This is a genomic window from Acidobacteriota bacterium, from assembly GCA_016715115.1.
In the GTDB taxonomy this organism is placed as follows: Bacteria; Acidobacteriota; Blastocatellia; order Pyrinomonadales; family Pyrinomonadaceae; genus JAFDVJ01.
Window position 1 is genome coordinate 602,789 of the sequence record JADKBM010000016.1, and the last position, 25,041, is coordinate 627,829.

Below are 25,041 nucleotides of genomic sequence, written 5' to 3' on the forward strand. Positions count from 1 at the left end.
AGAAAATCAATCGCGGTGACGCCGCTTTCGCGACGTTTGCAAGCGGGGACGCTTGCGCTCCAGTCAGTCCTTTATGAGCGAACTTAGAGTAAACGATTTTGTAATCAGATTCGCCAACGTAAACGGCACGGGTTCGGCTTCGGCCAATTCCCTGTTTACGAAGGCGATCTTCAAAATGGGCGTGCCGGTGACGCCAAAGAACATCTTTCCGTCGAACATTCAGGGATTGCCGACGTGGTACGAGGTGCGCGTTTCGGAAAAAGGACATCTCGGACGGCGCGAAGGGATCGACTTTATGGTCTCTGTCAATCCGCAGAGTATGCTCAAGGACGTCAAAGACGTTCGTCCGGGCGGCTATTTTCTTTACGATTCGACGAAGCCTTTGCACGATCAGTACATCCGCGACGACATCAACTACATCGGCATCCCGCTGATGCAGCTTTCGAACGAGAATTTCAGCGATCCGCGCCAGCGCCAGCTTTTCAAGAACATCATTTACGTCGGCGCGCTTCTGACGCTTTTCGACATCGAGTTTTCGGTGCTCGAAAGCCTGCTTGCGAGCCAGTTCAAGGGTAAGGAAAAGCTCATCGAACCGAACGTCAAGGCGCTGAACCTCGGCGCCGATTACGTTAGATCGCACTTCGATTACCCGCTCGAACTGCGGATCGAACGGCGCGATCTGATCGGCGACGCGATTATGATGGACGGCAATTCGGCGTGCGCACTCGGTGCGATCTACGGCGGCGCGACGGTCGCCGCGTGGTATCCGATCACGCCGTCGACGTCGGTCGTCGATTCGTTCACGAAATACGCCAATAAACTTCGCGTCTGCAACGAAACCGGCAAGAAGAACGTCGCGATCGTCCAGGCCGAGGACGAATTGGCGGCGATCGGGATGGTCATCGGCGCGAGTTGGAATGGCGCGCGCGCGTTTACGGCGACGAGCGGACCGGGCGTGTCGCTGATGAATGAGTTTCTCGGACTCGCATATTTCAGCGAAATCCCGTGCGTCCTTGTCGACGTTCAGCGCACCGGCCCGTCGACCGGTATGCCGACGCGCACCCAGCAGTCGGACATTCTCGAGGCCGCATACGCCGCGCACGGCGACACGAAACACGTTCTGTTGCTCCCGGCGTCTCCGAAAGAGTGTTTCGAAATGACGGCGGAGGCGTTCGATCTCGCCGATCGGCTTCAAACTCCGGTGATCGTGATGACGGACCTCGATCTCGGGATGAACGACCATATCACGGGGCCGCTCAAATGGGACGACAATCGAAAATACGACCGCGGCAAGGTCCTCGACACGGCCGCGCTCGAGGCGCTGACGACGCGCTACGGGCGTTATCTCGACCCTGACGGCGACGGAATTCCCTATCGCACGATCCCGGCGACGCATCCGACGAAAGGCGCATTCGTGACGCGCGGCAGTTCGCGCGACGAATACGCCGTTTACACCGAAGACAGCGCCGAATATCAGAAGAATATGGAACGGCTCGCGCGCAAATTCGAGACAGCCGCCGAGCTTGTTCCGGAGCCTGAATTCAGGCAATCCGAAAACCGCTCGAAGACCGGTGTGATCTATTTCGGCACGTCGAGTTACTCGGCGGAAGAGGCGATCGAAATGCTGCACGCCGACGGTGTTGAGATCGACGCGATGCGCCCGAAATCGTTTCCCTTCGGCAAAGCGTTCCGCGATTTCGTCGAAGCGCACGACAAGATCTTCGTCGTCGAGCAGAACCGCGACGCGCAGTTCCGCAGCCTGATGATGATCGAACTCGGAACGGATCCGAACAAGCTTGTTTCGGTGCTCAATTTCGACGGCATGCCGATCACGGCGGATTTTATTTTCAGTGCGATAAAGAAATCGCTCTGACGCGGGCTAACGGGAGGTTATTGCATTGCGGTTTGATTTTGTTTGGGACTCTCGCAAAGCCGAAACGAATCGGCGAAAGCACGGAGTTAGCTTCGAACGGGCTTCGACCATATTCCGCGATCCGCACATTCTTTCTGTTCCGGACATGGAACACAGCGATTCGGAGGATCGTTGGATTTCAGTCGGTTGCGACACCAGCAGTGTTGTTCTGGTTGTCGTTCACACCTTCAAACGGGTTGATGCCGGATATTGTACAATCAGAATCGTCTCATCCAGACGAGCGACGTCGAATGAACTGGAGCAGTATGAAGAAGGAATATGATTTTGGGAAAGGCGAACGCGGGAAGTTCTTTAACGGCGACGGCGAGTTCAATCTCCCGATTTATTTAGAACCCGAAATAGCGGAGTTCATCAAGAAACTGGCGGAGAAAAATAACGCTGAACCGAGCTCGGTGGTCAATCAACTGCTAAGAAAAGACAAGGAGCTGATTGAGTTTTAAGACAACGCCCAGGTCTTGCCAGCTGGGGGTTTGTCGCTATCAACAATTAAGAATTAACCAATGTCATACGTACGTTCAAAATTCCGACATCCGCATCTGCCCAAGAATGACTTGGGCTACACGGTTGATTACTACGAAGGCTCGCTCTCGACGCTTTGCGCGGGCTGCGGACACGATTCGATCTCGGCGGCGATCGCCGAGGCTTGTTTCCAGCTGAACATCGAGCCGCACAAGGTAGCGAAGATGTCCGGAATCGGCTGTTCATCGAAAACCCCGGCGTATTTTCTTAATAATTCGCACGGTTTCAACTCGGTCCACGGCCGCATGCCGTCGGTCGCGACGGGCGCGAATCTGGCGAACAAAGAGCTGTTTTATCTCGGCGTTTCGGGCGACGGCGACACCGCCTCGATCGGGATGGGCCAATTCATTCACGTCATCCGGCGCAACCTGAATATGCTCTACATCGTGATGAACAATGGTTGCTACGGACTGACCAAGGGCCAGGATTCGGCGACCGCCGATGCCGGATCGAAAAACAAGTCGGGCAGCGTCAACCCGTTCGACGCGATCGATCTTTCAAGCCTTGCGATCGAACTCGGCGCGACGTTCGTCGGGCAAAGTTTCTCGGGCGACAAAGATCAGCTGGTCCCGCTCATCAAAGCCGCGATGGCGCATCAGGGATTCGCGTTTCTTAACGTCATTTCGCCGTGCGTCACTTTCAACAACAATCTCGGCTCGACGAAATCTTACGATTACGTCCGCGAACATATGGAAGCAACCTCGACGATCGATTTCGTCCCGATCGAGCGCGAGATCAAAACAGAATACGCGCCCGGCACGACGCAGATGCTGACGATGCACGACGGAACGACGATCGCGCTCCACAAACTCGAGAACGATTGGGATCCGCTCGACCGGATCTCGGCGATCAATGCCGTTCAGCACGCGAAAGCGAAAGGCGAGATCCTGACTGGATTGCTCTATATGGAACAGGACAGCGAGGACCTGCACGATTATCTGAAGACCTGCGACGCGCCGCTCAACAAACTGACCGAGAAGGAGCTTTGCCCGGGCAGCGAGGCGCTCGAGGCGATCTGCGCGGGACTGAGGTGATTTGCGATTTGCGATTTTCGATTTGCGATTGGCTCCGCCAGCCCGAGGGGACTAACGCGGTCGATTTGATCGCAAATTAAGTGACGCGGCTTGCCGCCCGGATGTGCGGAAAGGCTCCGCCTTTCCGAGTTGTGATTGGTCTTTTCCTGCGGCTCCGCCGCTGATTCTATCGATGAAGTACGTTCTTGCGGTCGCCATCTCGATGCTACTGGGTTGCACATTCGCTGTAGCGCAGCAAATCGAACCCAAAACTGAGAGCACCCCTGCTGGCGCTGAATTAGCTGGAATGACCGTCCAACTGACGCCTTACGGCTACATCGAACTGCCTCGCGGATACTGGGCGTACATGGAGAAGGATTACATGGACGCCTGGACCGGTTACATTGAAAAATTCGATGCGACGTCGAAGATCTATTTTGCCGCGGGTTTGATCCAGTCGCCGTTCGAAGTCTATAAGGATCCGATGGAGTGGACGAAAACGTTGAAAATCGGTGATCGCGAATTTGCCTATTTACTTGTCAAGACAAATGAAATAAAACGCGTCATCGTGTCCGTCGGCAGTCACGATTTTTTTGACTTTGGAATAAAGGATGAAGCCGAAATTGACGGATTTCTAAAGATAATCGGCAAGTACCGGAAGGGCCGTTGCGAATCTTGTCTGAATTCAAGATGGACGAAGGGACTTCGAAAGTCCTTGGAAAAGAGATTTGGAGAAAAGTGAAAAGGCCGCCTGAAGGCGGAACTCCGAGCAATGATTGACTTGCGAAGCGACACAGTTACGAAACCGACCGACGCGATGCGCCGTGCGATGGCGGAAGCCGAAGTTGGCGACGACGTTTACGGCGAGGATCCGACGGTCAACCGCCTTCAGGAGCGCGCCGCCGAGATTTTTGGGAAAGAAGCGGCGCTCTTCGTTCCGACCGGATCGATGGGAAACCAAATCGCCGTCAAACTTCACACCAAACAAGGCAATGAGATCATCGTCGAAGAACGCGGACATATTTTCAACTGGGAAATGGGGACGCCGGCGATCGTCTCGGGAGTTATGGTCCGAACCGTTCGCGCGGCCAATCCGAACGGTATGCTGACGTGGCCGGAAATTGAGGGCGCGCTCCGGATAAACCAACCGTACTACGCCTGTCCGACCGGTTTGATCTGCCTCGAAAACACGCATAATTTCGGCGGCGGAAGCGTGATGAGCGCGGCCGAAACCGACGATATTTGCCGCCACGCGCACGCGCTCGGGATTCCGGTTCATCTCGACGGGGCGCGGATCTTCAATTCGGCGGTCGCGCAGAATGAATCGGTCGCGAATCTGACGAGATCGTGCGATTCGGTACAGTTTTGTCTCTCGAAAGGACTCGGCGCACCGGTCGGATCGATCCTTGTCGGCAACCGGGAGTTCATCGCCGAAGCCCGCACCTGGCGGAAACGTTTCGGCGGCGGAATGCGCCAGGCGGGAATTCTCGCCGCGGCCGGACTGATCGCGCTCGACGAATCGCCCAAACGCCTCCATACCGACCACGAAAACGCGCGACGGCTTGCCGAGGGTGTCGCGGACATCGAAGGCATTTCGATCGACGTCGGGAACGTCCGGACGAACATCGTGATCTTCGATGTTTCCGGTACCGGAAAATCGTCGACGGCCATCTGCAATCAGCTGAAATCGCAGGACATCCACGCGATCCCCTTCGGCCCGGCGATCCGGATGGTGACCCACTGCGACGTATCCGGTGACGATATCGAAACGACGCTGTCAGCGTTACGAATTGTGATCGGTGATCGGTAGCCGGTGGTCGTTGGTCGGTGTGTGGATCTATTGCGAGGAGTCGAGTCCAAACCAAGCCGCCCGAGGCGGGACTCCGAACTGACGGTGACTTGAATCACGCACCACACTGACGACTGATCACCGACCACTGACGACTGACTACTGACTTATGATTATTGCCATTGACGGACCTTCGGGAGCCGGAAAATCGACACTCGGAAAGCTTCTCGCGAAAAAACTCGGATTTCTTTATCTCGACACCGGTGCGATGTACCGCGCTGTCGGTTTCGCGGTCCTCGAAAAAGGCATCAGCCTGACCGACGTTGGGGCGATCGCGCGAATCGCCGAAGGTTGCGAGATAAGGCTCGTCGGCGAACCGGAACACCTGCAGATTTTCCTCAACGGCCGGGACGTGACCGACGAGATCAGAACGAACGAGGTCGGAAACGCCGCATCGATCGTCTCGACGATCTCCGAAGTCCGGCGGATTCTCGTCGAACATCAGCGTGAGTTGGGTCTGACATCCGCGCACGGCGCGGTGCTCGACGGGCGCGACATCGGCAGCGTCGTATTTCCGAACGCCGATATCAAATTCTTCCTGACGGCCGCCGCCGAGGCCCGCGCGCGTCGGCGTTACGATGAGGATCTGGAAAAAGGCCGTGCCGTCAGCCACGAACATACTCTCGACGAGATCCTTGAGCGGGATAAGCGCGACTCGACCCGACTTGACTCGCCACTCGTAATCGCCCACGACGCGATCACCATCGACACAAGCAATCTCGGTTTGAACGAAGTTTTTGAGCGTATGATCGCGATAGTCGAGACAACGGCAAAGACGACGGCAAATGGTTGACTTCGCCCGGTGTACTCGCTAAGATTTCAGTTCGATGTTTTACAGGCTCCCGTAGCTCAGCAGGATAGAGCAACAGCCTTCTAAGCTGTGGGTCGCACGTTCGAGTCGTGCCGGGGGCGCCAGATCAATTTTTGATTTTTGATTTTGGATTTTGGTTAGCTGAATGTAAGATATGTGTTCGATTTTAGAAAATCCAAAATCCAAAATCTAAAATCCCAAATCGTCCCTATGGCGGCTATAGTTCAGTTGGTTAGAACGCCAGATTGTGGTTCTGGATGTCGTGGGTTCAAGTCCCACTAGTCGCCCCATTTCTACCCTTCCCGCTCGGGTTTGTGATTCTGCTTTTGTCCAAACTATAATTACGCCAGCCCGATAAAGATCATCGCGGAGTTATTATGAAACAAATTCGGTACGCCCTTCTCCTGATATTCGTCTTCTTTATGGTAGCCGACGTGGGAGCGCAGAAGTCGTCCGCCGTTTTCGTTCCGGACGAGATTCTGGTCAAGTTCCCGAAAGGAAGCAAAACGGAACTTCGTACGGGTCTCAATGAACGGCTTGGCGCGACGCTGCTCGAAGAACTCGGCGATCTCGGATGGGTCCGCGTTCGGGTCCCGAACGGACTGACGGTCGAGTCGGCGATGGCGGCATACGCGAAAACCGGCGAGGTCGAGGCCGTTCAGCCGAATTTCTATTACCGACTCGCGGCGACGCCGAACGATTCGCAGTTCGGCACTTTGTACGGGATGACGAAGATCTCCGCGCCGGCGGCGTGGGATCTGACGACCGGGAGTTCGAGCGTTGTCGTGGCGAACATCGACACCGGCAGCCGCTACACGCACGAGGATCTGGCGGCGAATTCCTGGATCAATCCGGGAGAGATCAACAATAACGGCGTCGATGATGACTTTAACGGTTTCATCGACGATTTCTACGGCTACGATTTTCGCTTCAACGACGGCAATCCGGTCGACGAGAACGGTCACGGAACGCACACCGCGGGCACGATCGGCGCGGTCGGCAACAACGCCGTCGGCGTCGTCGGCGTCAATTGGAACGTCAAGATAATGACGATCAAGATCTACAGCGCCGGCGCTGCCGATTCGACGTCCGCGATGCTCGTCAACGCCTACAATTACGTGCGGTTGATGAAACTCCGCGGGGTCAACATCCGCGTCACGAACAACTCGTACGGAGACTGCCCGGAAGCGTGCGGCTACGATCAGGCGACGCGCGACGCGCTCGACGCGCTCGGCAACGCCGGCGTCCTGAATGTTTTCGCGGCCGGCAACAATGCGCGCAACATAGACACCGGGGCGCCGCATTACCCGTCGAGCTACGACCTTCCGACCATCCTTTCGGTCGCGTCGTCAACTTCGACCGACGCGATGTCGAGTTTTTCGAATTTCGGAACGACGAGCGTCGATCTCGCGGCGCCCGGCTCGTCGATCCTGAGCACGACGTTCACTTCCGACACAAGCTATGGCTCGAAGAGCGGAACTTCAATGGCGACGCCCCACGTGGCCGGCGCCGCGGCGCTGCTTTCGGCCTACAATCCGGCACTTTCGACCGCATCGCTCAAGGCTACTCTGATGAACTCCGTCGATCAGCTTCCGGCGTGGACATCACTCGTCAAGAGCGGCGGGCGGATGAACGTCTTCAACGCGCTGCAGAATCAAACGGTTTGCTCGTTCAACCTTTCGCAGGGTTCGCTCAACGTCAAACTCAAGGGCGGCTTTTTTACGATCAACGTTTCCGCCGCTCAAAATTGCGACTATTCGGTCAAGAGCAACAACAACTGGCTGTTCGTTTCGAGCCCGGCGGTGCTTAGCGGAAACGGGAGTGTGACGTTTCGCGTCGCAACGTCAACGACGACATCAAGAACCGGAACGATCACGATCGGAGGCCAAACCCTTACGGTGAACCAGTCCCGAAACTAGAATTTGAGAAATTTCGATCGTTTTCCAACTTTATTTAAGCTGTGTGCGTCTAAAACGCAGAATCAACTTGGTGGGTTGCGATTGTTTCCGGCAAATAATGTTGCAAACGGAGAGTCTAAAGTAGTATTATTCTACATTCTCGTTGGAGTTTGACGTCCCAGCCGTTAACGCCTTTGTAGGAATTAAAAAAATCTAAGGAAGAATAAATGAAAAGTATTTTGACCAACTGCGGCAAATTCGGTGTTCTCTTTGCCGTTATCGTTCTCTTTGTTGCTTCAGCGACAGCACAGGTCAGTTTGCGCCGCGCGCTCGACTTTGACGGCGACAATAAGGCTGATTTCACGGTTTTCCGACCCAGCACCAATGTTTGGTACGTAAACAAAAGCGCGGGCGGCTTCATTTTCCAAACCTTCGGGCTGGCAAATTCCGACTATATGGCCCCGGGCGATTTCGACGGCGATTTCAAGGGCGACATCTCGGTTTGGCGTGATACGGACGGCGTTTGGTATCGTCTGAACAGTTCGAACAACACGTTTGTCGCATTCCAGTTCGGCATCACCGGCGACGAGCCGGTCGCCCGCGACTACGACGGCGACGGCAAAACCGACTACGCGGTCGTCCGACGCACGAACGGAGCGATGATCTGGTACGTCTGGAGAAGTTCGAACAACGCGTTTCAATCTGCCCAATTCGGTCTTGCGACCGACTACACTGCGTGCGGTGATTATGATGGTGACGGCAAGTTCGACTACGCGATCCAGCGTCCCGGTGCAAATGCCGCCTCGCAGTCGACGTTTTACGTTCTTCGCACCGGCGACGGCGGCCTGACCGTTCAGGGATTCGGACTTAGCAACGACCTCGTCGTTCCCGGGGATTATGACGGCGACGGCAAAACCGACTTCGCAGTCGTTCGTGAAGGCGCGACCCCGACTGCCGGTCTTGTCTGGTACGTCCTGCGAAGTTCGGATAGCGGTGTCACAGCCCAAACCTACGGCATCACGGGTTCGGACCTGAACGCGCAGAACGATTATGACGGCGACGGCAAAACGGATATGGCGATTTGGCGCGATTCGAACGGGAGCTTCTACATTCTCCGTAGTTCGGACGGTTTGCTGAACGTAACCCAGTGGGGTCTCGCATCAGATTTCCCGGTTGCCGCATACGACACGCATTGATCCTTTCAGAATGGTCAAAATTCAGGTTGAAGACTTAACGGTCTTCAACCTTTTTGTTTGCGGCCGCAGTTATAGTAATTTGGTTACGCATGAACTTTGCCGAATTGATCGAGAAGAGCTTCCGCGATAAGACGATCGTCATCGTCGGCGATCTGGTCGCCGACCAGTTTCTGCGCGGAACGATCAGCCGTGTCTCGCGGGAAGCGCCCGTCTTCATTCTTCGCCACGACGAGACCGAAACGCTCGCGGGCGGCGCCGCGAATGCAGCGACGAATATCGCGACGCTCGGGGCTAGATCGGTGCTGATCGGTGTGGTTGGAAACGACCGGTCCGGAAGCGACCTGTTGGAACGATTGAGAGACTCGGGCGTCGATTGCACGCGCGTCGTGGTTTCGCCGGATTTTTCGACGACGACAAAGGTCCGCGTTCTCGCCGGCCAGCATTACGCAGCCCGCCAACAGGTCATTCGGATCGACTACGAGAACAACAACGCGCTCAATGACGATGTGGTGGCGGACATCCATCGGAACCTCGAAGAAGCGTCGGAAACCGCGGACGCGATCGTCATATCGGATTACAATTACGGCGCCGCGGATGGCGCCGTCGGAAAACTCGCCGCGACAATCGCAAAAAGACGCAACATACCGTTGATCGTCGATTCGCGGTTCCGGCTTGCCGAATTCGCAGGCGCGACGACGGCGACGCCGAATCAAGACGAGGTCGAGCAGATACTTGGCGAGAATTTCGATGAAAACGATTGCGCCGAATTGTGCCGGCGCCTCGGATTTGAAGCGTTGCTGGTAACCCGCGGGAACCTCGGAATGCTTTTAACGGACCGTAATGCGGCGCCGCGCACGTTTGCGGCGATCGGCTCAAAAGAACCGATCGACGTCACCGGAGCCGGCGATACGGTCATCGCCGTATACTCTCTCGGACTCGCCTGCGGGCTCGGGTTCGCGGAAAGCGCCAATCTCGCGAATCACGCGGGCGGCATTGTCGTGATGAAGAAAGGAACGGCCTCGGTTTCGCCAGCCGAGCTGTTGCGATCGTTGAACGGAGAGCATCCGGCAGAATGATTCCTATGACCGAACACGCACAAATCCTTTCGCGCCCGGAACTTGTCGAACGCATCAGCCGCGACCGCGCCAACGGAGCGACGGTCGTGCTCGCGAACGGTTGCTTCGATCTCTTCCACGTCGGCCACATACGTTACCTTCAGGGAGCGAGTGAATTAGGCGACGTCCTTGTGGTTGGCATCAATTCGGACAGACAGGTTCGTCGGTTGAAAGGCGAAGGTCGACCGTACATCCCCGAAACCGAGCGGGCCGAGATCGTCGCGGCGCTCCGAATGGTCGACTATGTCACGGTGTTTGACGAACCGACGGTGACGGAACTGATCCGCGCGCTCAAGCCCGATGTCCACGCAAAAGGAACCGATTACACGACCGACACGGTGCCCGAACGCGAGATCGTCCGCGAACACGGCGGCCGCGTCGCAATCGTCGGCGACCCGAAGGATCATTCGTCGTCGGATCTCATCAAGATCGTCAGCGGCGGTTGAGTCTCCTTCAACCGCGCTTCGCCAATATGTGGGTTTCGCGCACCAAAAACGACCTCATCATCGAGGTTTGGGAAAAGCTCGACTGTGAAAGCGTCGGCGCCGCGGAGATCGAAGCGATCGAAACGGCCGTCGCCGACAGATTCGGCGCCGGGGCTGTCGAATCGCCGATGGTCATCGCGCGGTTGCTCGCCGACGAAGGCGCGGAACTTCGGCATTCGGAGATCCTCGAGCTCTTTGTCAGCCGCCGCCAGCCGCTTCAGGAACAGGCGGGACGGGACCTTCCGCTCGTTTTTGAGAGCGTCGAAGCCGCGATCGGTATGGCCCGCGCCGTCGAAAAGCGGCGTCGGCATTTTCTCAAAGAAGGACGTACCGATGACCTGAAGCGCCTGCGCGAACGCGTTCTCGAAGCGAAGTCGCGAGCCGTCGACGGTTCGCTCAATCCGCGGCTCGAACCCAAACGACGCGCGGAACTGGTCGAGATCGCGGAGTGGTTGACGCTCTGGCTGCAAACGCCGGAGATTTTCGAAAACTGGCTGACGCTTCGTCTGGATTCCAAGGACTTTAAGGAGAGGTTTCCTGAAACGACGGAAACCGCGGATTGATGCGAAGATTTTACGCCGGCGGCGGCCCGCAACAAAACGGATCGGTAACGCTTGGAGTCGACGAGACGCGCCATATTCGCGACGTCCTCAGGCTAAGAATTGGAGAGGAGATAGCCGTCTTCGACGGCCTCGGACGCGAGTTTGCCGCGCGGATCGACGAGATTCTCAAGAAAGAAACGCGACTGACCGTCATCCGCGAGATCGATCCGGCAGCGCCGGAATCGAACCTCGACCTGACACTCGCCGCCGCGCTTCTGAAGTCTGAGAAGTTCGACCTCGTGGTTCAGAAGGCGGTCGAACTCGGCGTGACGCGCCTTATTCCGCTCGCCACGCGGCGCACGGACGTCAAACTGAAGGACGCTGGAAAACGCGTCGAACGCTGGCGAAAGATCGCGCTCGAAGCTTCTAAACAATGCGGTCGGGCGTGCTTGATGGATGTCGCCGAACCGCAGGAATTTGCGGAGTTTTGTCGTTCCCGAAATGGCGAAAGTGGGGTGATTCTCTTCGCCGAACGCTCAGGCAGCTTGTTCAGCGAGATCAACGCTTTGCCGAAAATGACCGCGGTCACCGGTCCCGAAGGCGGCTGGGACGACGCCGAACTCGAACTCGCGAAGAACGTTGGTTTTTCCTTAATTACCCTGGGCGGGAGAATCCTGCGGGCCGAAACGGCGGCGATATCGATCGTGTCGATCCTTCAGCACCGTTTCGGCGATTTGAATTAGTCTTCGATCTTTACGGCCTTCGGACGATAAAAGGCCTCGCCGCGTTGTTTCAACTCAGCCTCTTCGGCAAGTTTGGCGATCACCGAATCGAGCAATTCTCGGTCGGCGAGTTTGAAATTCACCATTCCCTTCGCATCGACGTCCGGATCGTCGAAGTTGACGATCAGATACTGGCGCTTTTCCTTGATAAAACCGCCAAGCAGCCCGGCGTATGGAATAACGCTGACGACCTTTCCGGTCGTCGATTGAACCGACTGCGACTGCGGAAACACGACGAGCATCGACTTGTAAGGGATCGCGAATTTCTCTTTCTGATCCTTGCCGAGGAAAACGAGCCTCTCGTTCTCGTCGTCAAATTTCAAAGTTCCCTCTTCTTTCCTGCTGTAGCCGAACATTCCGCCTTCATATTTCGCCACAAACGACGCCGGCGCCGGTCGTACAGCTGCTGCAGGTTCTTTCGTTTTCTCGGCCGGCCGCGGCTGCCCAAACGCGACCGCGGAAACACCCGCGATCAAACACAAAACAAGTGATAGCTTTTTCATAAGATCAATTCCAGGATCGAGATTCAAGATATTCCAGGGATTCCAGATTCCAGGGATTCCAGATTCCAGAGATTCCAGATTCCAGAGATTCCACAGATTCCACAGATTCAAGATATTCCAGGGATTCCAGATTCCAGGGATTCCAGATTCCAGATTCCAGATTCCAGAGATTCCAGATTCCAGAGATTCCAGATTCCAGAGATTCCAGATTCCAGATTCCAGATTCCAGAGATTCCAGAGATTCCAGAAATTCCAGATTCCAGAGATTCCAGATTCCAGATTCCAGAGATTCCAGATTCCAGATTCCAGAGATTCCAGATTACAGATTCCAGAGATTCCAGATTCCAGAGATTCCAGAGATTCCAGATTCCAAGAATTCAACATCTTCCAGATTCAATGGAATTTGGAATTTGGAATTTGGAATCTGGAATATCTGAAATCCCAAATCCGAAATCCCAAATCCCAAATCCCAAATCCCAAATCCCAAATCCCAAATCTATAGACGTATTCCGCCCATCGTACGTTGCCAGAGCAAAGATTGTTTGAGGACTTCGAGCCGTTTTCGGCCTTCTTCGCCGGCTTGCGTTCCGAGTTGGTCGATGATCGCTTCGAGCAGGGGCACGGCGAAAGCCCGTGCGTGGGCAACGATCTGTGAATAGTAATGCATTTGGATCTCGCCTTCTTCGTCGAGATGAAAACGAAGAACCTCATCCGGACAAATTGCGGCCACGTCCTGGCCGGCAGGCACGGCGCGGCGAGGTACGCCCTGGACCGCGCGGCCGTTGGCGTCGCGGCTTCCGAGCAGCAGAATTCCGATCAAAAGCCCTTGTTCGTTTAGATAATCCGGGCTGAAATGCGCGAGATCCGGCTTCGGACTCAGCCGCGGGCCGAAATTTGAGTATTCCGGGTTGATCAGGCGCGTGTCGTAGATTACGCCGACCAACTCCAGCGAGTCGTCGACGGTCAACGCCACAAACTGCGCGAAACCGAATTCATCGCCGTGCGGCGGTTCGGCAACGTCGAGCGAATCGACGACGCGCGCAACATAATCGAGATGCGAATTCGAAGTAACGATCTTGGCGATCTTCATAAATTGTTCATTTTGCCGCTTCACCCGGCATCGGGTTAAGCGATCTTCGCGAACCCGGCGCGACGCCAGGCGAATCGCGGAACTAAGTCGCAACGCGCATTCACCGGCGATTGAATTCCGGCACCGCGAACATCAGCCACCACAGAAAGATCTGTCCGCCAAGCACGACGAAACTCATCGAAACGCTGAAAATCGCGACCCGGCGGTCCCCGATCTCGGGCTTCCGGACGACGGCCGCATAGCCAAACGCGCCGAAGATCAAAGCGAACGGCACAAAGAGAATTCCCAGATATGGGACGAGCGAGTAAACCAAACAGGCCCACGCCGTCTGCGCCGCGCCATTATTGCCTTGCTCGAAGAGATCGGAGTTCATCGCCGGCGCCCCTTGCTCGCAGCCTTGCGCGAGATCTGAAAATCAAGACTATTCCCTTTCGCAAATCCTTGCAAAGCCTGCAGAAAGACCTCGCGGTCGCGAACCGTGATGACGGCCGTCTGGTCGGCCGTCTCGAGCGCGTACGGATAACCGAGCCCGACGACGCACTCGGCGCGCACGACATTGGCCACTTCGTCCAGAAGCCCGTCGCGATATATCCAGGACGGAACGTCGATCCGCGCCGGCGGATTCTCGGCAGTCGTCTGAAGATAGACGAATCCGGCGACCGACTCGCCCGAAGCCTCGTCGAAAAAAGCTTCGAGTCCGCGGCGGCGTCCGAAAAAGTACGGCGTCCGGTCGCCCCAACCCTTCAATGCAAAGCTCCGAATTATCGAAACGTCGTCGATCGTCCGCACCGCCGGACCTTCACGTCCGTCAAGTTTGTCGGTCAATGTCATCAGATCGCGCGCGAAACTCCGGTCGACGTAGCCGACGATCGGCACGCGCGTCGCTTCCGAGACCCGGACAAGCTCGACGAGTTTGTCGATCATCTGCGTCTGCAGTTGCGTTCTCTCGAGCGCGATCGACAAAAAGATCGTGCCGTCGTAAAACGCAAGCGGCATCCGTTCGCCGCGTTGCTGCCAGCCTTCTTTGCGGCGCATAAAATCAAGCGCCGTTTCGACCTCTTCGCGAAAGCGGCGGTTGGAAACCCTCGTTTCAGGAATCGCGGGCTCGTCCGCCGACAGCAATTCGGTCGGCGAGAGAATTATGAATCTCGCGTTCTTTTCGTAGACGGAATCGGCCTGATGCGCGTTCTCGAACCAGCCGATTTGAACCGCCGCGACGGGAATGGAGACTTCCCTTTCGAAGAAAAGCTGGCTGCCGTCGGCGGCGAAGGTCGTGCGGCCTTCGAGGATTTGAAACGCCCAAAGGCGCGCGTCTTCGTGATTCGTCCAGTTTTCCGTGAACCGGAAGGTAAAATCCTTCGCGGCGCGCAATTCTCCACTCGGAAACGCGCCGCAGTCGCGAGCGCCGCCGACCTTCGAATCGAACTCGTCATTTGGACCGGACGCAAGCTTCGCGAATTTCAACGCATACGATTCAAGATCCGCCACGCGCGCAACCGCCAGCAACGCAAACTCGTCGCGTTGCTTTTCCAGTTCCTGTTTTAGTAATTCGTGATAAAGCAGTTCGGTTCCCCGGTTCCGGATTTCTCTAGAATTCTATCTCAATCGAGGCGAATTACCCATCATTTCCGACCGAATCGAATAACCAAGGGACGGTCGGATGCAATTTTCATTTCGAGGTTGTCTTTTCGGAAAGCACCCAGCGATCCGGATCGAGTTCGACGCTCTGCGGACGCGAAGGCAATTTCAGCTTGAACGGGCGTTTTGGTCCGAGGGCGGCCACCGGCGACATTCCGACCCGCTTGTTGCCGAGATCGATGACCACCGGCAGAACCATCGCCCAATCGTCAGGGACATTCTCCTGGCTGATCGTTCCACTCAGCATCACCGAGCCGTCCGGTTGATCCTCGAGCGTGTATTCCATCGAGTACGAAGGCATTCCGCTTTCATAGACCCACTGGTGAAAGAACCAATCGAGGTCAGTGATTCCGAAACGCTTCCCGATCGGCGTTCGCCCAAAATGCTCCCCGGCGACCCGCCGAAAGTCGTCGGTTGACGCGACTTTGTTTCGATGGCGCTCAACAAAATCCTTCATCATCGCGTAGAACGCGTCGCCGTTACCAGTATTCGGATCGGTAAACAGAAAATGCAGCATTCGAAGAATCAGCGCGCCTTTATTGTAGATCAGCGCCTCGTATGCGCCGTAAGTCTTGCTCGTATCAAGTCGGTGGCCCAAGATGACCGGCCCGACTTCGAAGAGTTTTCCCTTTCCGATCCCGGTCCGCGTTTCGGGCGGGCGCTTCAGCGAATCACGCATTTGATCGACGAGAGTTCGCGCGGCTTTTGGATCCTTGCGAAACGCAGTGTACAAAACCCCCGAGTATTCTGCGAATCCCTCAGACAGCCATTGGTCTCGATACGATCGCCACGCGACTATGTTTCCCCACCACTGGTGCGCCGTTTCGTGCGCGATGAAGGCAAACGTATATTTGTTGGCATAATCCGTATCGGGGATCATCAGCATTGACGGAAACCCCTGACCGAATCCGAACGGATGATATGCCGCGCCATAGTTCTCGTAGGGATATTTACCGAAGAGAGCGTGGAAATAGCGAACCGAGTTGTTCAGTTCGGCCAGGATGAAGTCCTCCTTGATCGGAATGAACGTCACTGAATTGTATTCGAGCAGAATCGGTTTGTCGCCGTTATCCCATTTGATTTCCTCACTTTGCCGCTTGAACGGCGCGAGCGCGAAAGTGACAAATGAAACCGGGATATTTAGTGTGTAGCGCGTCTGCATCACGTCCTTGTCTTCAGGCGAGAGTGTCTCGCTTTGGCGAACGCCGTTGGCCGCGATCTTGAGGCTTTTCGAATGCCAGAACGTCATATCGTAGGTCGCGCGGTCGAGGTACCCGTGATGCGGGTACCACGTCGAGTTGTCGCGCGGGTAATGGGTTTCGGCATAGGTGCCGGGCTGACGGACAAAATCGCCTTCGAGGTCCATTTCGAATTCGAATTTCTGACCGGCCTTGAGCCCGGTCCCGAGAAAAACCGTAAATCCGCCTTCCCAATCTTCCTGGACGAATCCTTGAGTCGAACCGGCATACCGAACGGTCTTCAGCCGCAGCTGCTTCTTCAAACGCGAATCGTCGAATTCGCCCAGCGATTCACCGACCGAAAACGTGATCGCCCGAACATTGTCGATAAGGGCCGACATCACCATTGTCGTCCGTAGTCCGAGTTTGGTCTTCGGCGTCCGCAGGTCAATCGTCATCCTGTACGATTCGATATCGACCAGATCATTCTGGTCCGAATAGGCGACGATGCGGCGCTGATAATCATCGAGATTGTAGAATGCCATCCAGATGTCGTTGCCGTAGATCGAGCCGCGATATGCGAAGATCATCCCCTTTTCGCCGCCATTTATTTCAAAGAATGCCGTCGGAATGCGGGTTTGATGATCCAGCAGGAAACTGAACCGTTCGCGCTTGCCGCCGTCGAACGTGGCGCAGAAGAAGCCTGGAGTCTCATTGTTTACGATCGAGAGCGCGACGCGCGAAGCGATGTTCGCACCGGTTTCCTTCAAAAGTCGCGGGTTGAAATCGGCAGCGAGTTTGCGAGCGGACTCGTCGCCCGCGCCGTCCGATCTGTTCTTGCCGATAATGTCGAAGGTGTCATCCGAGAATCGCAGGATCGCCGTCTTGAAATCGGATTCCACAACATCGGCGCCGATCATTCGCTTGACGTTGGCCTTTTCAAAGTCGCTCGGCGGGACATCCGCCTTGAAACTGCCTTGCCCGACGAAGACCGCGCCTGTGACACGACCGGCGAAAGCCGACGTAAAATAGAAAGTGCCCGTAAACGTCATCACGCCGCGGTCGCGCTGGAGCACGAGATTGCTGACCTCGGCCTTACCGCCGGTCAGATCGAACGCCTTGAGATGTTCGTAGAGTGCTCGCCCGTCCGGATCGGTCGTTTGCGCGAAGATCGATGTCGAAACGAATGCAACAAGCAGGGTCGAGATGAAAAGTCGAAGTGAAACGCGAGTCATTTGGCAGGTCTCCTTTCTCGATTGAGAGATTGGTATTTAACTCAGAATATGCTCGTTTGAGGAATCGGTCAACACGTTTCGGAGGCGAGGAATTCAAGTTGTGGGAACGGGACTTTCCGGGCCGTCCGCCGCCCCGAAACCCTCGCTTAGCCGCAAACTGAGACACGGTCCGCCCACGAAGCGGACGAGCATCATTTCACTCGCGAGGTCCGGCGTTTCATAAAATCCATCAGGACGAATTCAGTGAGATTGTTCGGGTTCGCGAAATATGCCTTGCCGCGCGTCATCGACGTCATCTTTTTGACGAATTCGACGAGATGCCAGTCGCTCGCGAGCATAAAGGTGTTGATCATTATCCCCGATTTGCGGCACGCCTGAACTTCCTTGAATGTTTCGGCCATCACGAACGGATCATTGCCCATCGAGTTTTTATAGAGCATCCGGCCGTCAGTTTCCGAACCCGAACGGCGGCGGAAATCGAGCAACGCGGGATTGTTCTTGTCGAGATAAACGGCCGTCGGCTTGCCGTCGGTGATCATCACGATCTGCTTCATCTCCTTGCGCTCGGCCGTCAGGATCCGCCGCGCGAGTTTGAGTCCCTCGGCGGTGTTCGTGTGAAACGGGCCAACCTGCGTCGTCGCGAGTTTTGCGAGCGGCAATTCCTCGGCGCCGTCGTGAAAAAGCACGATCCGCAATGAATCGCCGGCATACTGCGTACGGATCAGATGCGCCAGCGCGAGCGCGACCTTTTTGGCCGGCGTGAAGCGGTCCTCGCCGTAAAGGATCATCGAATGAGAGCAGTCGAGCATCACGACCGTCGCGCACGACGATCGGTAATCCTGCTGATGAACGTGCAGATCGCGATACTCAAGGTTGAGCGGCACACCGAGTCCTTCGCGCCGGATCGCCGACAGCAGGGTCGCGTTGACGTCGAGGTTCATCGTGTCGCCAAATTCGTAGGCCTTCGACCCGAGCGACGCTTCGATTCCGGTGTCGAGGTGCGGCGTCTCGTGGCGTCCGACGGTCGATTTCCCGACCGATCCGAGCAGTTTCTGAAGCGTCTTGTAGCCGAGAAAATCGAGCCCCTTTTCCGTTACCTGAAAGCGCACGTCGCGCGGCGCTTCCTCGCCGATTCCTCCACCGGCCTGCCCGGCGCGCGGCTCGGCGGATTCCTTGAGATCGAGATAACCTTCTTCGACGAGCCGTTCGATCAGCTGATTGATCAATTGCTCGAGCAGCGAACCCCTGAATTTCCCGTCGTTCTCGGCGAGCAACTTTTCAACATCGACCTCGTCGAGGACGCCCTGATCGAGCAAACCCTTGAGAATCGCCTTCCGCAGCGCATCAAGCGAATCGTCCATCTCGTTGCGCTGCCGCGTCCACCAGTAATCCTCGTTGTAGCCCGAATCGAGCAAGGATTCGGACAACGCGTCCATCAACGACCCGAGATCGACGCCAAAAACGTCAAAACCGCTGAATTTGGAATACCGGATGAACTTCATCTTCTTAGGATAGAACCAAAACCCGAAAAGTCAGAATCGATGTCGCGTTCTCTTCCGAGTGCACGTCAATTGACCCCGAAGAAAAAGCCGGCCCAAAAGGACCGGCTTGCTACCAGACTCCAACGGAGTCACGCGTTCACGCGTTACTCTTACGGGTCACGCGTGAACGCGTTACTCTTACGGGTCGCGCTTGAACGCGTTACTCTTGCGAACTAAACAAACGCGAAATCGAATTGTTCCTGGTGGACCGTTTTGTCGCTTGTGACGTCGACCGGTCCAAGGTAGGCTTCGATCTCTTCGAGAACTTCCTTCTCCGATCCGCGGAGCGCTTGGGCGACTTCCGGATTGACGCGGAGTGTCGTTTGCTTGACATCGTCGTTCGTTCTCGACAAACGGCGTGCTTCCTCCAGCAGTTCATAGCAAATCGTCGTCGGTGATTTTACCCAGCCCGCGCCCTGACAGTATTCGCACGGTGCGCACATCGTCCGTTCGAGCGACTGTTTGACGCGTTTGCGGGTCATAATGATCAGGCCGAAATCGTTGAACGACAGCACCTTCGTCGGCGACTTGTCGCTCTGCAGATGGTCCTGAAGCGCTCCCATCACCTTGTGACGATTACGCCGGTCTTCCATATCGATCAGATCGAGCACGATGATTCCGCCGAGGTCGCGCAGACGAATCTGGCGCGCGATCTCCTCGACCGCCTCCATATTCGTCTTCGTGATCGTGTCCTCGAGCCGCGCGTTGCCCTTGCCGACGAATTTGCCGGTGTTGACGTCGATCGCGACCAGCGCTTCGGTCTGGTTGATAACAAGATAGCCGCCCGAACGCAGCCATACGCGCGGTTTCAGCGCCTTGTCGATCTCTTCCTGGACTCCGAACGCTTCGAGGATCGGGTCCTCGCGAGTATAGAGTTTGACGCGGCTCACAAGACGCGGCTGAATGCGGTTGATGAATTCGACGATCCGGAGATATTCCTCTTCCGAATCGACGCGGATCGCGGCAAAGTCGTCAGACAATTGATCGCGGAGAAGGCGTTGAATGATATCGAGATCCTGATGAACAAGCGCGGGCGATTTCGCCTTTTCTGCTTGTTTCTTGATGTCGAGCCAGGTGCGCACCAAGTAACGCGCGTCCTGTTTTAGATCATCATCGGTGATCCCGACGCCAGCCGTGCGAACGATGAAACCTCCCGACGGAACCTGCTCTTCTTTGCGGATCGTCTGAATCAGCGTTCGAAGCCGAGCGCGCTCGCTCGCCGATTCGATCTTGCGCGAAACGCCCAAGTGCTCGATCGTCGGCATATAAACCAAAAATCTTCCCGGAAGCGCGATGTGCGAAGTGATGCGCGCTCCCTTTCGGGCAATAGGTTCTTTCGCGATCTGAACCAGAATTTCCTGGCCCTCGCGAAGCAGATCGGTGATCGTCGGCTGTTGCCGGTCGCGTCCGCGACCGTCGCGTCCGCCGCGGCTGTCGCGACCTTCCCGATTGTCGCGCCCTTCCCGGCTATCCCGGCGCGCCGGCTTCTCCGTCGGCACGAAGTCCGCCGCCGCGATCTCGGTCTCAGCCGTTACGACCTCGTTCATTTCGGATCCCTCATAGCGTTCCTGCGGTTGTCCGGTACCGCCGACGCCGCCGTTGCGTCCCTGACCGCCGCGCCGTCCGCGTCCCCCGCGTCCACCGCGACGAACCGTCATTTCCTCACGCTCGGCGGATTCCTTGACGCTTGCTTCGGCATCCGCGAGTTTTCCTTTCTTGCCTCGTCCGGCCGCCGGTTTCTTGCCCTTTGCAGGCTTTTCGTCCGCGGCCTCAGCGACCGTTTCGGCGACCGGCGCTTCGGCTTCGGCCGACTTGCCCTTGGAGGCGCCGCCGCGTCGTCCGCGCGACGCTTTCTTCGCCGGTTCGGCCTCGGCCACCGGTTCGGCTTCAACCGCTTCGACTTCGGCGGGCGCGTTTTCCTTCTTCGCTTTGGCGGCCGGCTTTCCGCGACGCCCCTTAGCCGGTTTTGCCTCGGCGGCCGTTTCAATTTCGTCGTCATCGGCAATGCGCTCGAATCCGCTCTCTTCTTTCCTGACCGACGCGAGCAACGAGCCTACTTCCACTTCGGAAGCGCCTTCCATTTCGAACTCGATCGCGCGAACCGTATCGACGATCGATTCCTGACGATACGCGTCCTTGAACATTTCGCCGGTGAATTCGTCATCGACAATGCGCTCAAAATTGGAATCGCCTGCGTCCTGCATCAGTTCAGGCAAACTTTGACCGGCTTCGGTTGCTTCCTGCATCCGTTTTTCACGTTTGCGGTCGCGCCGATTGCGTCGTTGCTTCGGTCGCCCGTCGGCCTGCTCGTCATCGTCCTGGTCGGCCGCAACGGTTTCAACTTCCCTGCTGTCAACGATGCGGTCAAAAATCGGCTCGTCATCCAAAATTTCGATGTCGCCGGTCTCAGCCATCGGCTCGACGATCTCCTGAACCGATTCCATCTCCTTCTCGCGCTCGATGCGTGCGCGCTCGATGCGGTCATTCGCTTCGCGACGCGCATCTTCGGGCGAACCCTTCTTGCCCTTTTCCATTATGATCCGTTCGATCTCTTCTTCTTCGTCGAAAAAGTCCGAAACGTAAAGGAATGCGTCGCGCTCGAGACCGATCTCGACGAATGCCGACTGCATTCCGGGCAAAACGCGCTGTACGCGTCCTTTGTAGATGTTTCCGACAACGCCGGAATTCTCTTCGCCGCGCTCGATGTAAAATTCAGTGACTTTACCGTTATCGAGAATCGCGATCTTTTTTTCGCGTCCATTGACGCTGATGATCATTTCTTTGGCCATAATTCCTCACAATTTGGGATTGATGCCGGAAGTTCGAACGGAAGGAAAGCGGACAGTCGTCGACCCGTGACGCTAAGATCAGCATCCCGGGATTCGATTAGTTTTCGATTGTTTTTCGGATGATCGAAGATCGTCCAAAACAAAGAAATTTGAGTTTTTCACGAAGGAAACTTTTACGTGAAAGCCGATAACGATTTCGTTTTCGCTTTCAGGCCGGGAGCAAAATATTTCGAAGATGCTCAACCCGCCGAATTCTGTAAAACCAACAAACTGTATTCAATCCTTTTGTTTGCTTCGATTTAGCGATCGTTGACCGCAAGACGTCCGGCAAACTGACGTTAGTATAAACAAATTTCGCGGATTGGTAAATCGAAACTTCGGAGAATCGTCCGATTTGTTTATGGACGCGACAAAAACTAAAATGAACAGGCTGCCTGAAATGAGTGTTTTTGGAACCAGATCCCGGACGCGTTTTGTGGTCCCGTTGCTGCTGATCCTCGGACTGACACTGTCGCTCCGCCCGGTCAACGCGCAGATCGGCCCGACCACCGTCGCTCTCGTCTTTCTCTTGGTCGTCCTTTTTACCGCGACCTTTTTTGGGCGCAATCCGGCGCTGTTGGCATCATTCGCGGCAATGCTGTCTTACAACTATTTCTTTCTTCCACCGTTTCTGACTTGGCATGTCGCGGATACGAGCAATCTCGTCGCTTGGGCGACGTTCACGCTGACCGCGATGATTGCCGGCGAGCTCTCGGCCTATGCGCGTCGCAGGGCGGACGAGGCCGAGCGCGGAAAGGTCGAGATCGAGCGACTTTATGGCGAACTCCGGACGGCGTTCGAAAAAGCGAGCCACGCCGAGGCTCTGCGGCAAAGCGAGCAGCTTAAAAGCTCGCTTCTCGATGCCGTGACGCACGACCTGCGAACGCCTTTGACGTCGATCAAAGCTTCGATCACGACATTGCTCGACGACCGCCGCAGCCGAATTCTGGACAACGAAGGCCGCAAGGAATTCCTTGAGATCATCGATGAAGAGACCGACCGACTTAACGAATTCATTGAAGGCATCGTCGGAATCGCCAAGATCGAGGCAAATGCGATGCACCTCCGGAAAACGCCGAGTTCGGCCGAAGAGATCCTCGGCCACGCGGCGAATCGGGCTCGCGGACGTCTCGAAGAATACGATTTTCGCATCGAACTCGAGGCCGATCTCCCGCCCGTCAACGTCGACGCGCACTCGATGACGGAGGTCGCTTACACATTGCTCGACAACGCGATGAATTACTCGCCGAAGGGTTCAAAGATACGCGCCGCGGCGCGCATGTCCAACGGCGCGGTAGAGTTTTCGGTCGAAGACCAGGGCCGCGGGGTCGCCCCGGAATTGCGCGAAAAGATCTTCGGCAAGTTCTTCCGGATCGAAACACACGATGTCCATACGACCGGGAGCGGCCTCGGACTCGGACTTGCGATCGCCCGCGGGATCGTCGAATCGCAGGGCGGAACGATACGGGTAGAGGACGGTGCGAACGAGTTTACGACGAGGTTCGTCTTTGAAGTTCCGGTCGATGCAAGAATATGAGCGAAGCCCGAAAGATCCTCGTCGTCGATGACGAATTTCAGATCACGCGCGTGTTGAAGAGAATTCTGCAGGCGCACCGCTACGATGTCCGCGTCGCTTCTGACGGCGAGTCGGCGCTCGACCTTTTTGCCGACTTCCGACCGGATCTTGTGATCACCGATCTGTCGATGCCGGTAATGGACGGCCTCCGTCTCTGCCGTGAGATCCGTCGAAGTTCGAAGGTTCCGGTCATCGTCCTTTCGGTCCGCGGCGAGGAGCGGATCAAGGTCGAAGCGCTTGACGCCGGCGCGGACGACTACATTACCAAACCCTTCGGGACCGAAGAGCTTCTCGCGCGGGTCCGGGCCGCGCTCCGCCGCGCGCCGGACGAGAGTGACGAGCAGAGCACGATCGAGGTTGGCGACTTCGCGGTCGACCTCACCGGTTACCGCGCCTTCGTCCGGGGCGAAGAGATTCATCTCACGCCAAAGGAGTTCGAACTTTTGAGTTTCCTCGTTCGCAACGACGGCAAAATACTAACGCACCGCGCGATTCTGGTCGCCGTCTGGGGAGCGAATTCAGCTGAACAGCCGGAGTATCTGCGTGTCTTTCTCGGCAACCTGCGGAAAAAGATCGAGCCGAATCCAGCAAAACCGCAATACATCATCACCGAACCGTGGGTCGGCTATCGGTTTATGCCCAACGGCAAATAAGACATTCGATTTTGGATTTTGGATTTTGGATTCCAAGATTAAGATTGAGATTCGAAGATTCCGAATTCCAAATTCCAAATTCCAAATTCCAGATCTGGGATCTTCGAAATCTTCGAATTCTGGAATCCTGGAATCCCGGGATCCCGGAATTCTGGAATTCTGGAATCCTGGAATCCTGGAATCCTGGAATCTGGAATCTGGAATCAATTTGGAATCTGGAATCTGGAATCCCGGAATCCGGAATCTTGGAATCTGGAATCCGGAATCTTGGAATCCGGAATCTTGGAATCCGGAATACCTCGCCCGTTCGCTTTCTTTACGAACTTTTTATAACTTCTTTAGCCGCCCTTTACGGTTTGTTTCGTACGATTGTCTTAATGGCTGAAGCAATCGACAAAATAAACACTGACGCCGAAACAACCGGCTCCAACGCAGAGAAGCGCGTTTTGGTCTATCGAACATTGGCGACCGTCTTTATGAGTCTCGGATTCTTATGTCCGCTGATTGGCCTCATTCTCTTTCTAATACATTCGCTGGTCACCGACGATCACGCGTTGAACGGAGTCGGCAGCGGACTCCTCGTCGCGTCGATACCGTTGCTTCTGATCGGCTCGCACTTGCTCGATAAGGCGGCTCTGTAGAACCCGGAAACAAAT

The 25,041-nt window shown here is 56.0% G+C and carries 23 protein-coding genes and 2 tRNA genes; 18 read left to right on the top strand and 7 right to left on the bottom strand.

The features are described 5' to 3' along the window. Positions 1-73 precede the first annotated feature (73 nt). The 15 genes from IPN69_20535 (at position 74) to IPN69_20605 (ending at position 12,104) form a co-directional block, all read left to right on the top strand. Positions 74-1,873, top strand: coding sequence for a 2-oxoacid:acceptor oxidoreductase subunit alpha (locus IPN69_20535; GenBank protein ID MBK8813100.1), 1,800 nt, complete (start codon positions 74-76; stop codon positions 1,871-1,873). Between the two features lie 25 nt (positions 1,874-1,898). After that, the gene (locus IPN69_20540; protein ID MBK8813101.1) at positions 1,899-2,195 is read left to right on the top strand and encodes a BrnT family toxin; all 297 of its coding nucleotides are present in this window, start codon (positions 1,899-1,901) and stop codon (positions 2,193-2,195) included. Next, positions 2,179-2,373 (top strand): hypothetical protein, encoded by a 195-nt coding sequence (locus tag IPN69_20545; GenBank protein MBK8813102.1) that lies wholly within the window; start codon positions 2,179-2,181, stop codon positions 2,371-2,373. Before IPN69_20540 ends, IPN69_20545 begins: the two co-directional genes overlap by 17 nt. Before the next feature lie 60 nt (positions 2,374-2,433). Then, on the top strand, positions 2,434-3,486 hold the full coding sequence (locus tag IPN69_20550; GenBank protein MBK8813103.1) for a 2-oxoacid:ferredoxin oxidoreductase subunit beta: 1,053 nt from the start codon (positions 2,434-2,436) through the stop codon (positions 3,484-3,486). Between the two features lie 286 nt (positions 3,487-3,772). Further along, entirely contained in the window at positions 3,773-4,207 is a 435-nt protein-coding gene (locus tag IPN69_20555) for a hypothetical protein (GenBank protein ID MBK8813104.1), read from the top strand. A gap of 30 nt (positions 4,208-4,237) precedes the next feature. Further along, a complete protein-coding gene (locus tag IPN69_20560; GenBank protein MBK8813105.1) occupies positions 4,238-5,275 on the top strand; it encodes a low specificity L-threonine aldolase in 1,038 nt (345 codons plus the stop codon). 148 nt (positions 5,276-5,423) lie between these two features. Beyond that, a complete protein-coding gene (locus tag IPN69_20565; GenBank protein MBK8813106.1) occupies positions 5,424-6,107 on the top strand; it encodes a (d)CMP kinase in 684 nt (227 codons plus the stop codon). A 45-nt stretch (positions 6,108-6,152) separates the two neighbouring features. Next, a tRNA-Arg gene (locus tag IPN69_20570) sits at positions 6,153-6,229 on the top strand. Positions 6,230-6,338: 109 nt separating this feature from the next. Further along, positions 6,339-6,415, top strand: a tRNA-His gene (locus IPN69_20575). A gap of 87 nt (positions 6,416-6,502) precedes the next feature. Next, positions 6,503-8,044 carry a S8 family serine peptidase gene (locus tag IPN69_20580; protein MBK8813107.1) on the top strand — a complete coding sequence of 514 codons (1,542 nt, stop codon included), beginning with the start codon at positions 6,503-6,505 and terminating at the stop codon, positions 8,042-8,044. Positions 8,045-8,250: 206 nt separating this feature from the next. Beyond that, positions 8,251-9,219 (top strand): VCBS repeat-containing protein, encoded by a 969-nt coding sequence (locus IPN69_20585; protein ID MBK8813108.1) that lies wholly within the window; start codon positions 8,251-8,253, stop codon positions 9,217-9,219. Positions 9,220-9,308: 89 nt separating this feature from the next. Beyond that, positions 9,309-10,295, top strand: coding sequence for a hypothetical protein (locus tag IPN69_20590; GenBank protein ID MBK8813109.1), 987 nt, complete (start codon positions 9,309-9,311; stop codon positions 10,293-10,295). A gap of 5 nt (positions 10,296-10,300) precedes the next feature. Next, positions 10,301-10,780, top strand: coding sequence for an adenylyltransferase/cytidyltransferase family protein (locus IPN69_20595; protein MBK8813110.1), 480 nt, complete (start codon positions 10,301-10,303; stop codon positions 10,778-10,780). After that, on the top strand, positions 10,777-11,382 hold the full coding sequence (locus tag IPN69_20600) for a hypothetical protein (protein MBK8813111.1): 606 nt from the start codon (positions 10,777-10,779) through the stop codon (positions 11,380-11,382). Before IPN69_20595 ends, IPN69_20600 begins: the two co-directional genes overlap by 4 nt. Then, positions 11,382-12,104 carry a 16S rRNA (uracil(1498)-N(3))-methyltransferase gene (locus IPN69_20605; protein ID MBK8813112.1) on the top strand — a complete coding sequence of 241 codons (723 nt, stop codon included), beginning with the start codon at positions 11,382-11,384 and terminating at the stop codon, positions 12,102-12,104. Before IPN69_20600 ends, IPN69_20605 begins: the two co-directional genes overlap by 1 nt. Here the strand turns inward: IPN69_20605 and IPN69_20610 are convergent. The 7 genes from IPN69_20610 to IPN69_20640 form a co-directional block, all read right to left on the bottom strand. Beyond that, a complete protein-coding gene (locus IPN69_20610) occupies positions 12,101-13,030 on the bottom strand; it encodes a hypothetical protein (GenBank protein MBK8813113.1) in 930 nt (309 codons plus the stop codon). The two genes, IPN69_20605 and IPN69_20610, sit on opposite strands and share 4 nt — an antisense overlap. 112 nt (positions 13,031-13,142) lie before the next feature. Continuing rightward, positions 13,143-13,736: a hypothetical protein gene (locus tag IPN69_20615; GenBank protein MBK8813114.1), complete on the bottom strand. Its 594-nt coding sequence runs from the start codon at positions 13,734-13,736 to the stop codon at positions 13,143-13,145. 100 nt (positions 13,737-13,836) lie between these two features. Beyond that, on the bottom strand, positions 13,837-14,109 hold the full coding sequence (locus tag IPN69_20620) for a hypothetical protein (GenBank protein ID MBK8813115.1): 273 nt from the start codon (positions 14,107-14,109) through the stop codon (positions 13,837-13,839). Further along, positions 14,106-15,224 carry a DNA double-strand break repair nuclease NurA gene (locus IPN69_20625; GenBank protein ID MBK8813116.1) on the bottom strand — a complete coding sequence of 373 codons (1,119 nt, stop codon included), beginning with the start codon at positions 15,222-15,224 and terminating at the stop codon, positions 14,106-14,108. Before IPN69_20625 ends, IPN69_20620 begins: the two co-directional genes overlap by 4 nt. 181 nt (positions 15,225-15,405) lie before the next feature. Continuing rightward, complete coding sequence (locus IPN69_20630) at positions 15,406-17,787, bottom strand: hypothetical protein (protein ID MBK8813117.1); 2,382 nt, start codon at positions 17,785-17,787, stop codon at positions 15,406-15,408. A gap of 191 nt (positions 17,788-17,978) precedes the next feature. Beyond that, the gene (locus IPN69_20635) at positions 17,979-19,289 is read right to left on the bottom strand and encodes a VWA domain-containing protein (GenBank protein MBK8813118.1); all 1,311 of its coding nucleotides are present in this window, start codon (positions 19,287-19,289) and stop codon (positions 17,979-17,981) included. A gap of 212 nt (positions 19,290-19,501) precedes the next feature. Beyond that, entirely contained in the window at positions 19,502-22,117 is a 2,616-nt protein-coding gene (locus tag IPN69_20640) for an Rne/Rng family ribonuclease (protein ID MBK8813119.1), read from the bottom strand. A gap of 421 nt (positions 22,118-22,538) precedes the next feature. On the opposite strand from IPN69_20640, the gene IPN69_20645 reads away from it, so the two are divergent. Genes IPN69_20645 through IPN69_20655 form a run of 3 tightly spaced genes read left to right on the top strand, consistent with a single transcriptional unit; the run spans position 22,539 to position 25,026 of the window. Then, positions 22,539-23,693, top strand: coding sequence for a DUF4118 domain-containing protein (locus IPN69_20645; GenBank protein MBK8813120.1), 1,155 nt, complete (start codon positions 22,539-22,541; stop codon positions 23,691-23,693). Next, positions 23,690-24,385 (top strand): response regulator transcription factor, encoded by a 696-nt coding sequence (locus IPN69_20650; GenBank protein ID MBK8813121.1) that lies wholly within the window; start codon positions 23,690-23,692, stop codon positions 24,383-24,385. The genes IPN69_20645 and IPN69_20650 overlap by 4 nt, the downstream gene beginning before the upstream one ends. Before the next feature lie 44 nt (positions 24,386-24,429). Then, the gene (locus tag IPN69_20655; protein ID MBK8813122.1) at positions 24,430-25,026 is read left to right on the top strand and encodes a hypothetical protein; all 597 of its coding nucleotides are present in this window, start codon (positions 24,430-24,432) and stop codon (positions 25,024-25,026) included. Positions 25,027-25,041: the final 15 nt, after the last annotated feature.

What these genes read in the sequence shown, in the direction of transcription:
- IPN69_20535 (MBK8813100.1), top strand. Translation starts at nt 74, where the DNA reads ATGAGCGAACTTAGAGTAAACGATTTTGTAATCAGATTCGCCAACGTA.
- IPN69_20545 (MBK8813102.1), top strand. Translation starts at nt 2,179, where the DNA reads ATGAAGAAGGAATATGATTTTGGGAAAGGCGAACGCGGGAAGTTCTTT.
- IPN69_20550 (MBK8813103.1), top strand. Translation starts at nt 2,434, where the DNA reads ATGTCATACGTACGTTCAAAATTCCGACATCCGCATCTGCCCAAGAAT.
- IPN69_20555 (MBK8813104.1), top strand. Translation starts at nt 3,773, where the DNA reads ATGACCGTCCAACTGACGCCTTACGGCTACATCGAACTGCCTCGCGGA.
- IPN69_20560 (MBK8813105.1), top strand. Translation starts at nt 4,238, where the DNA reads ATGATTGACTTGCGAAGCGACACAGTTACGAAACCGACCGACGCGATG.
- IPN69_20565 (MBK8813106.1), top strand. Translation starts at nt 5,424, where the DNA reads ATGATTATTGCCATTGACGGACCTTCGGGAGCCGGAAAATCGACACTC.
- IPN69_20580 (MBK8813107.1), top strand. Translation starts at nt 6,503, where the DNA reads ATGAAACAAATTCGGTACGCCCTTCTCCTGATATTCGTCTTCTTTATG.
- IPN69_20585 (MBK8813108.1), top strand. Translation starts at nt 8,251, where the DNA reads ATGAAAAGTATTTTGACCAACTGCGGCAAATTCGGTGTTCTCTTTGCC.
- IPN69_20590 (MBK8813109.1), top strand. Translation starts at nt 9,309, where the DNA reads ATGAACTTTGCCGAATTGATCGAGAAGAGCTTCCGCGATAAGACGATC.
- IPN69_20595 (MBK8813110.1), top strand. Translation starts at nt 10,301, where the DNA reads ATGACCGAACACGCACAAATCCTTTCGCGCCCGGAACTTGTCGAACGC.
- IPN69_20605 (MBK8813112.1), top strand. Translation starts at nt 11,382, where the DNA reads ATGCGAAGATTTTACGCCGGCGGCGGCCCGCAACAAAACGGATCGGTA.
- IPN69_20610 (MBK8813113.1), bottom strand. Translation starts at nt 13,030, where the DNA reads ATGTTGAATTCTTGGAATCTGGAATCTCTGGAATCTCTGGAATCTGGA.
- IPN69_20615 (MBK8813114.1), bottom strand. Translation starts at nt 13,736, where the DNA reads ATGAAGATCGCCAAGATCGTTACTTCGAATTCGCATCTCGATTATGTT.
- IPN69_20620 (MBK8813115.1), bottom strand. Translation starts at nt 14,109, where the DNA reads ATGAACTCCGATCTCTTCGAGCAAGGCAATAATGGCGCGGCGCAGACG.
- IPN69_20630 (MBK8813117.1), bottom strand. Translation starts at nt 17,787, where the DNA reads ATGACTCGCGTTTCACTTCGACTTTTCATCTCGACCCTGCTTGTTGCA.
- IPN69_20635 (MBK8813118.1), bottom strand. Translation starts at nt 19,289, where the DNA reads ATGAAGTTCATCCGGTATTCCAAATTCAGCGGTTTTGACGTTTTTGGC.
- IPN69_20640 (MBK8813119.1), bottom strand. Translation starts at nt 22,117, where the DNA reads ATGGCCAAAGAAATGATCATCAGCGTCAATGGACGCGAAAAAAAGATC.
- IPN69_20645 (MBK8813120.1), top strand. Translation starts at nt 22,539, where the DNA reads ATGAACAGGCTGCCTGAAATGAGTGTTTTTGGAACCAGATCCCGGACG.
- IPN69_20650 (MBK8813121.1), top strand. Translation starts at nt 23,690, where the DNA reads ATGAGCGAAGCCCGAAAGATCCTCGTCGTCGATGACGAATTTCAGATC.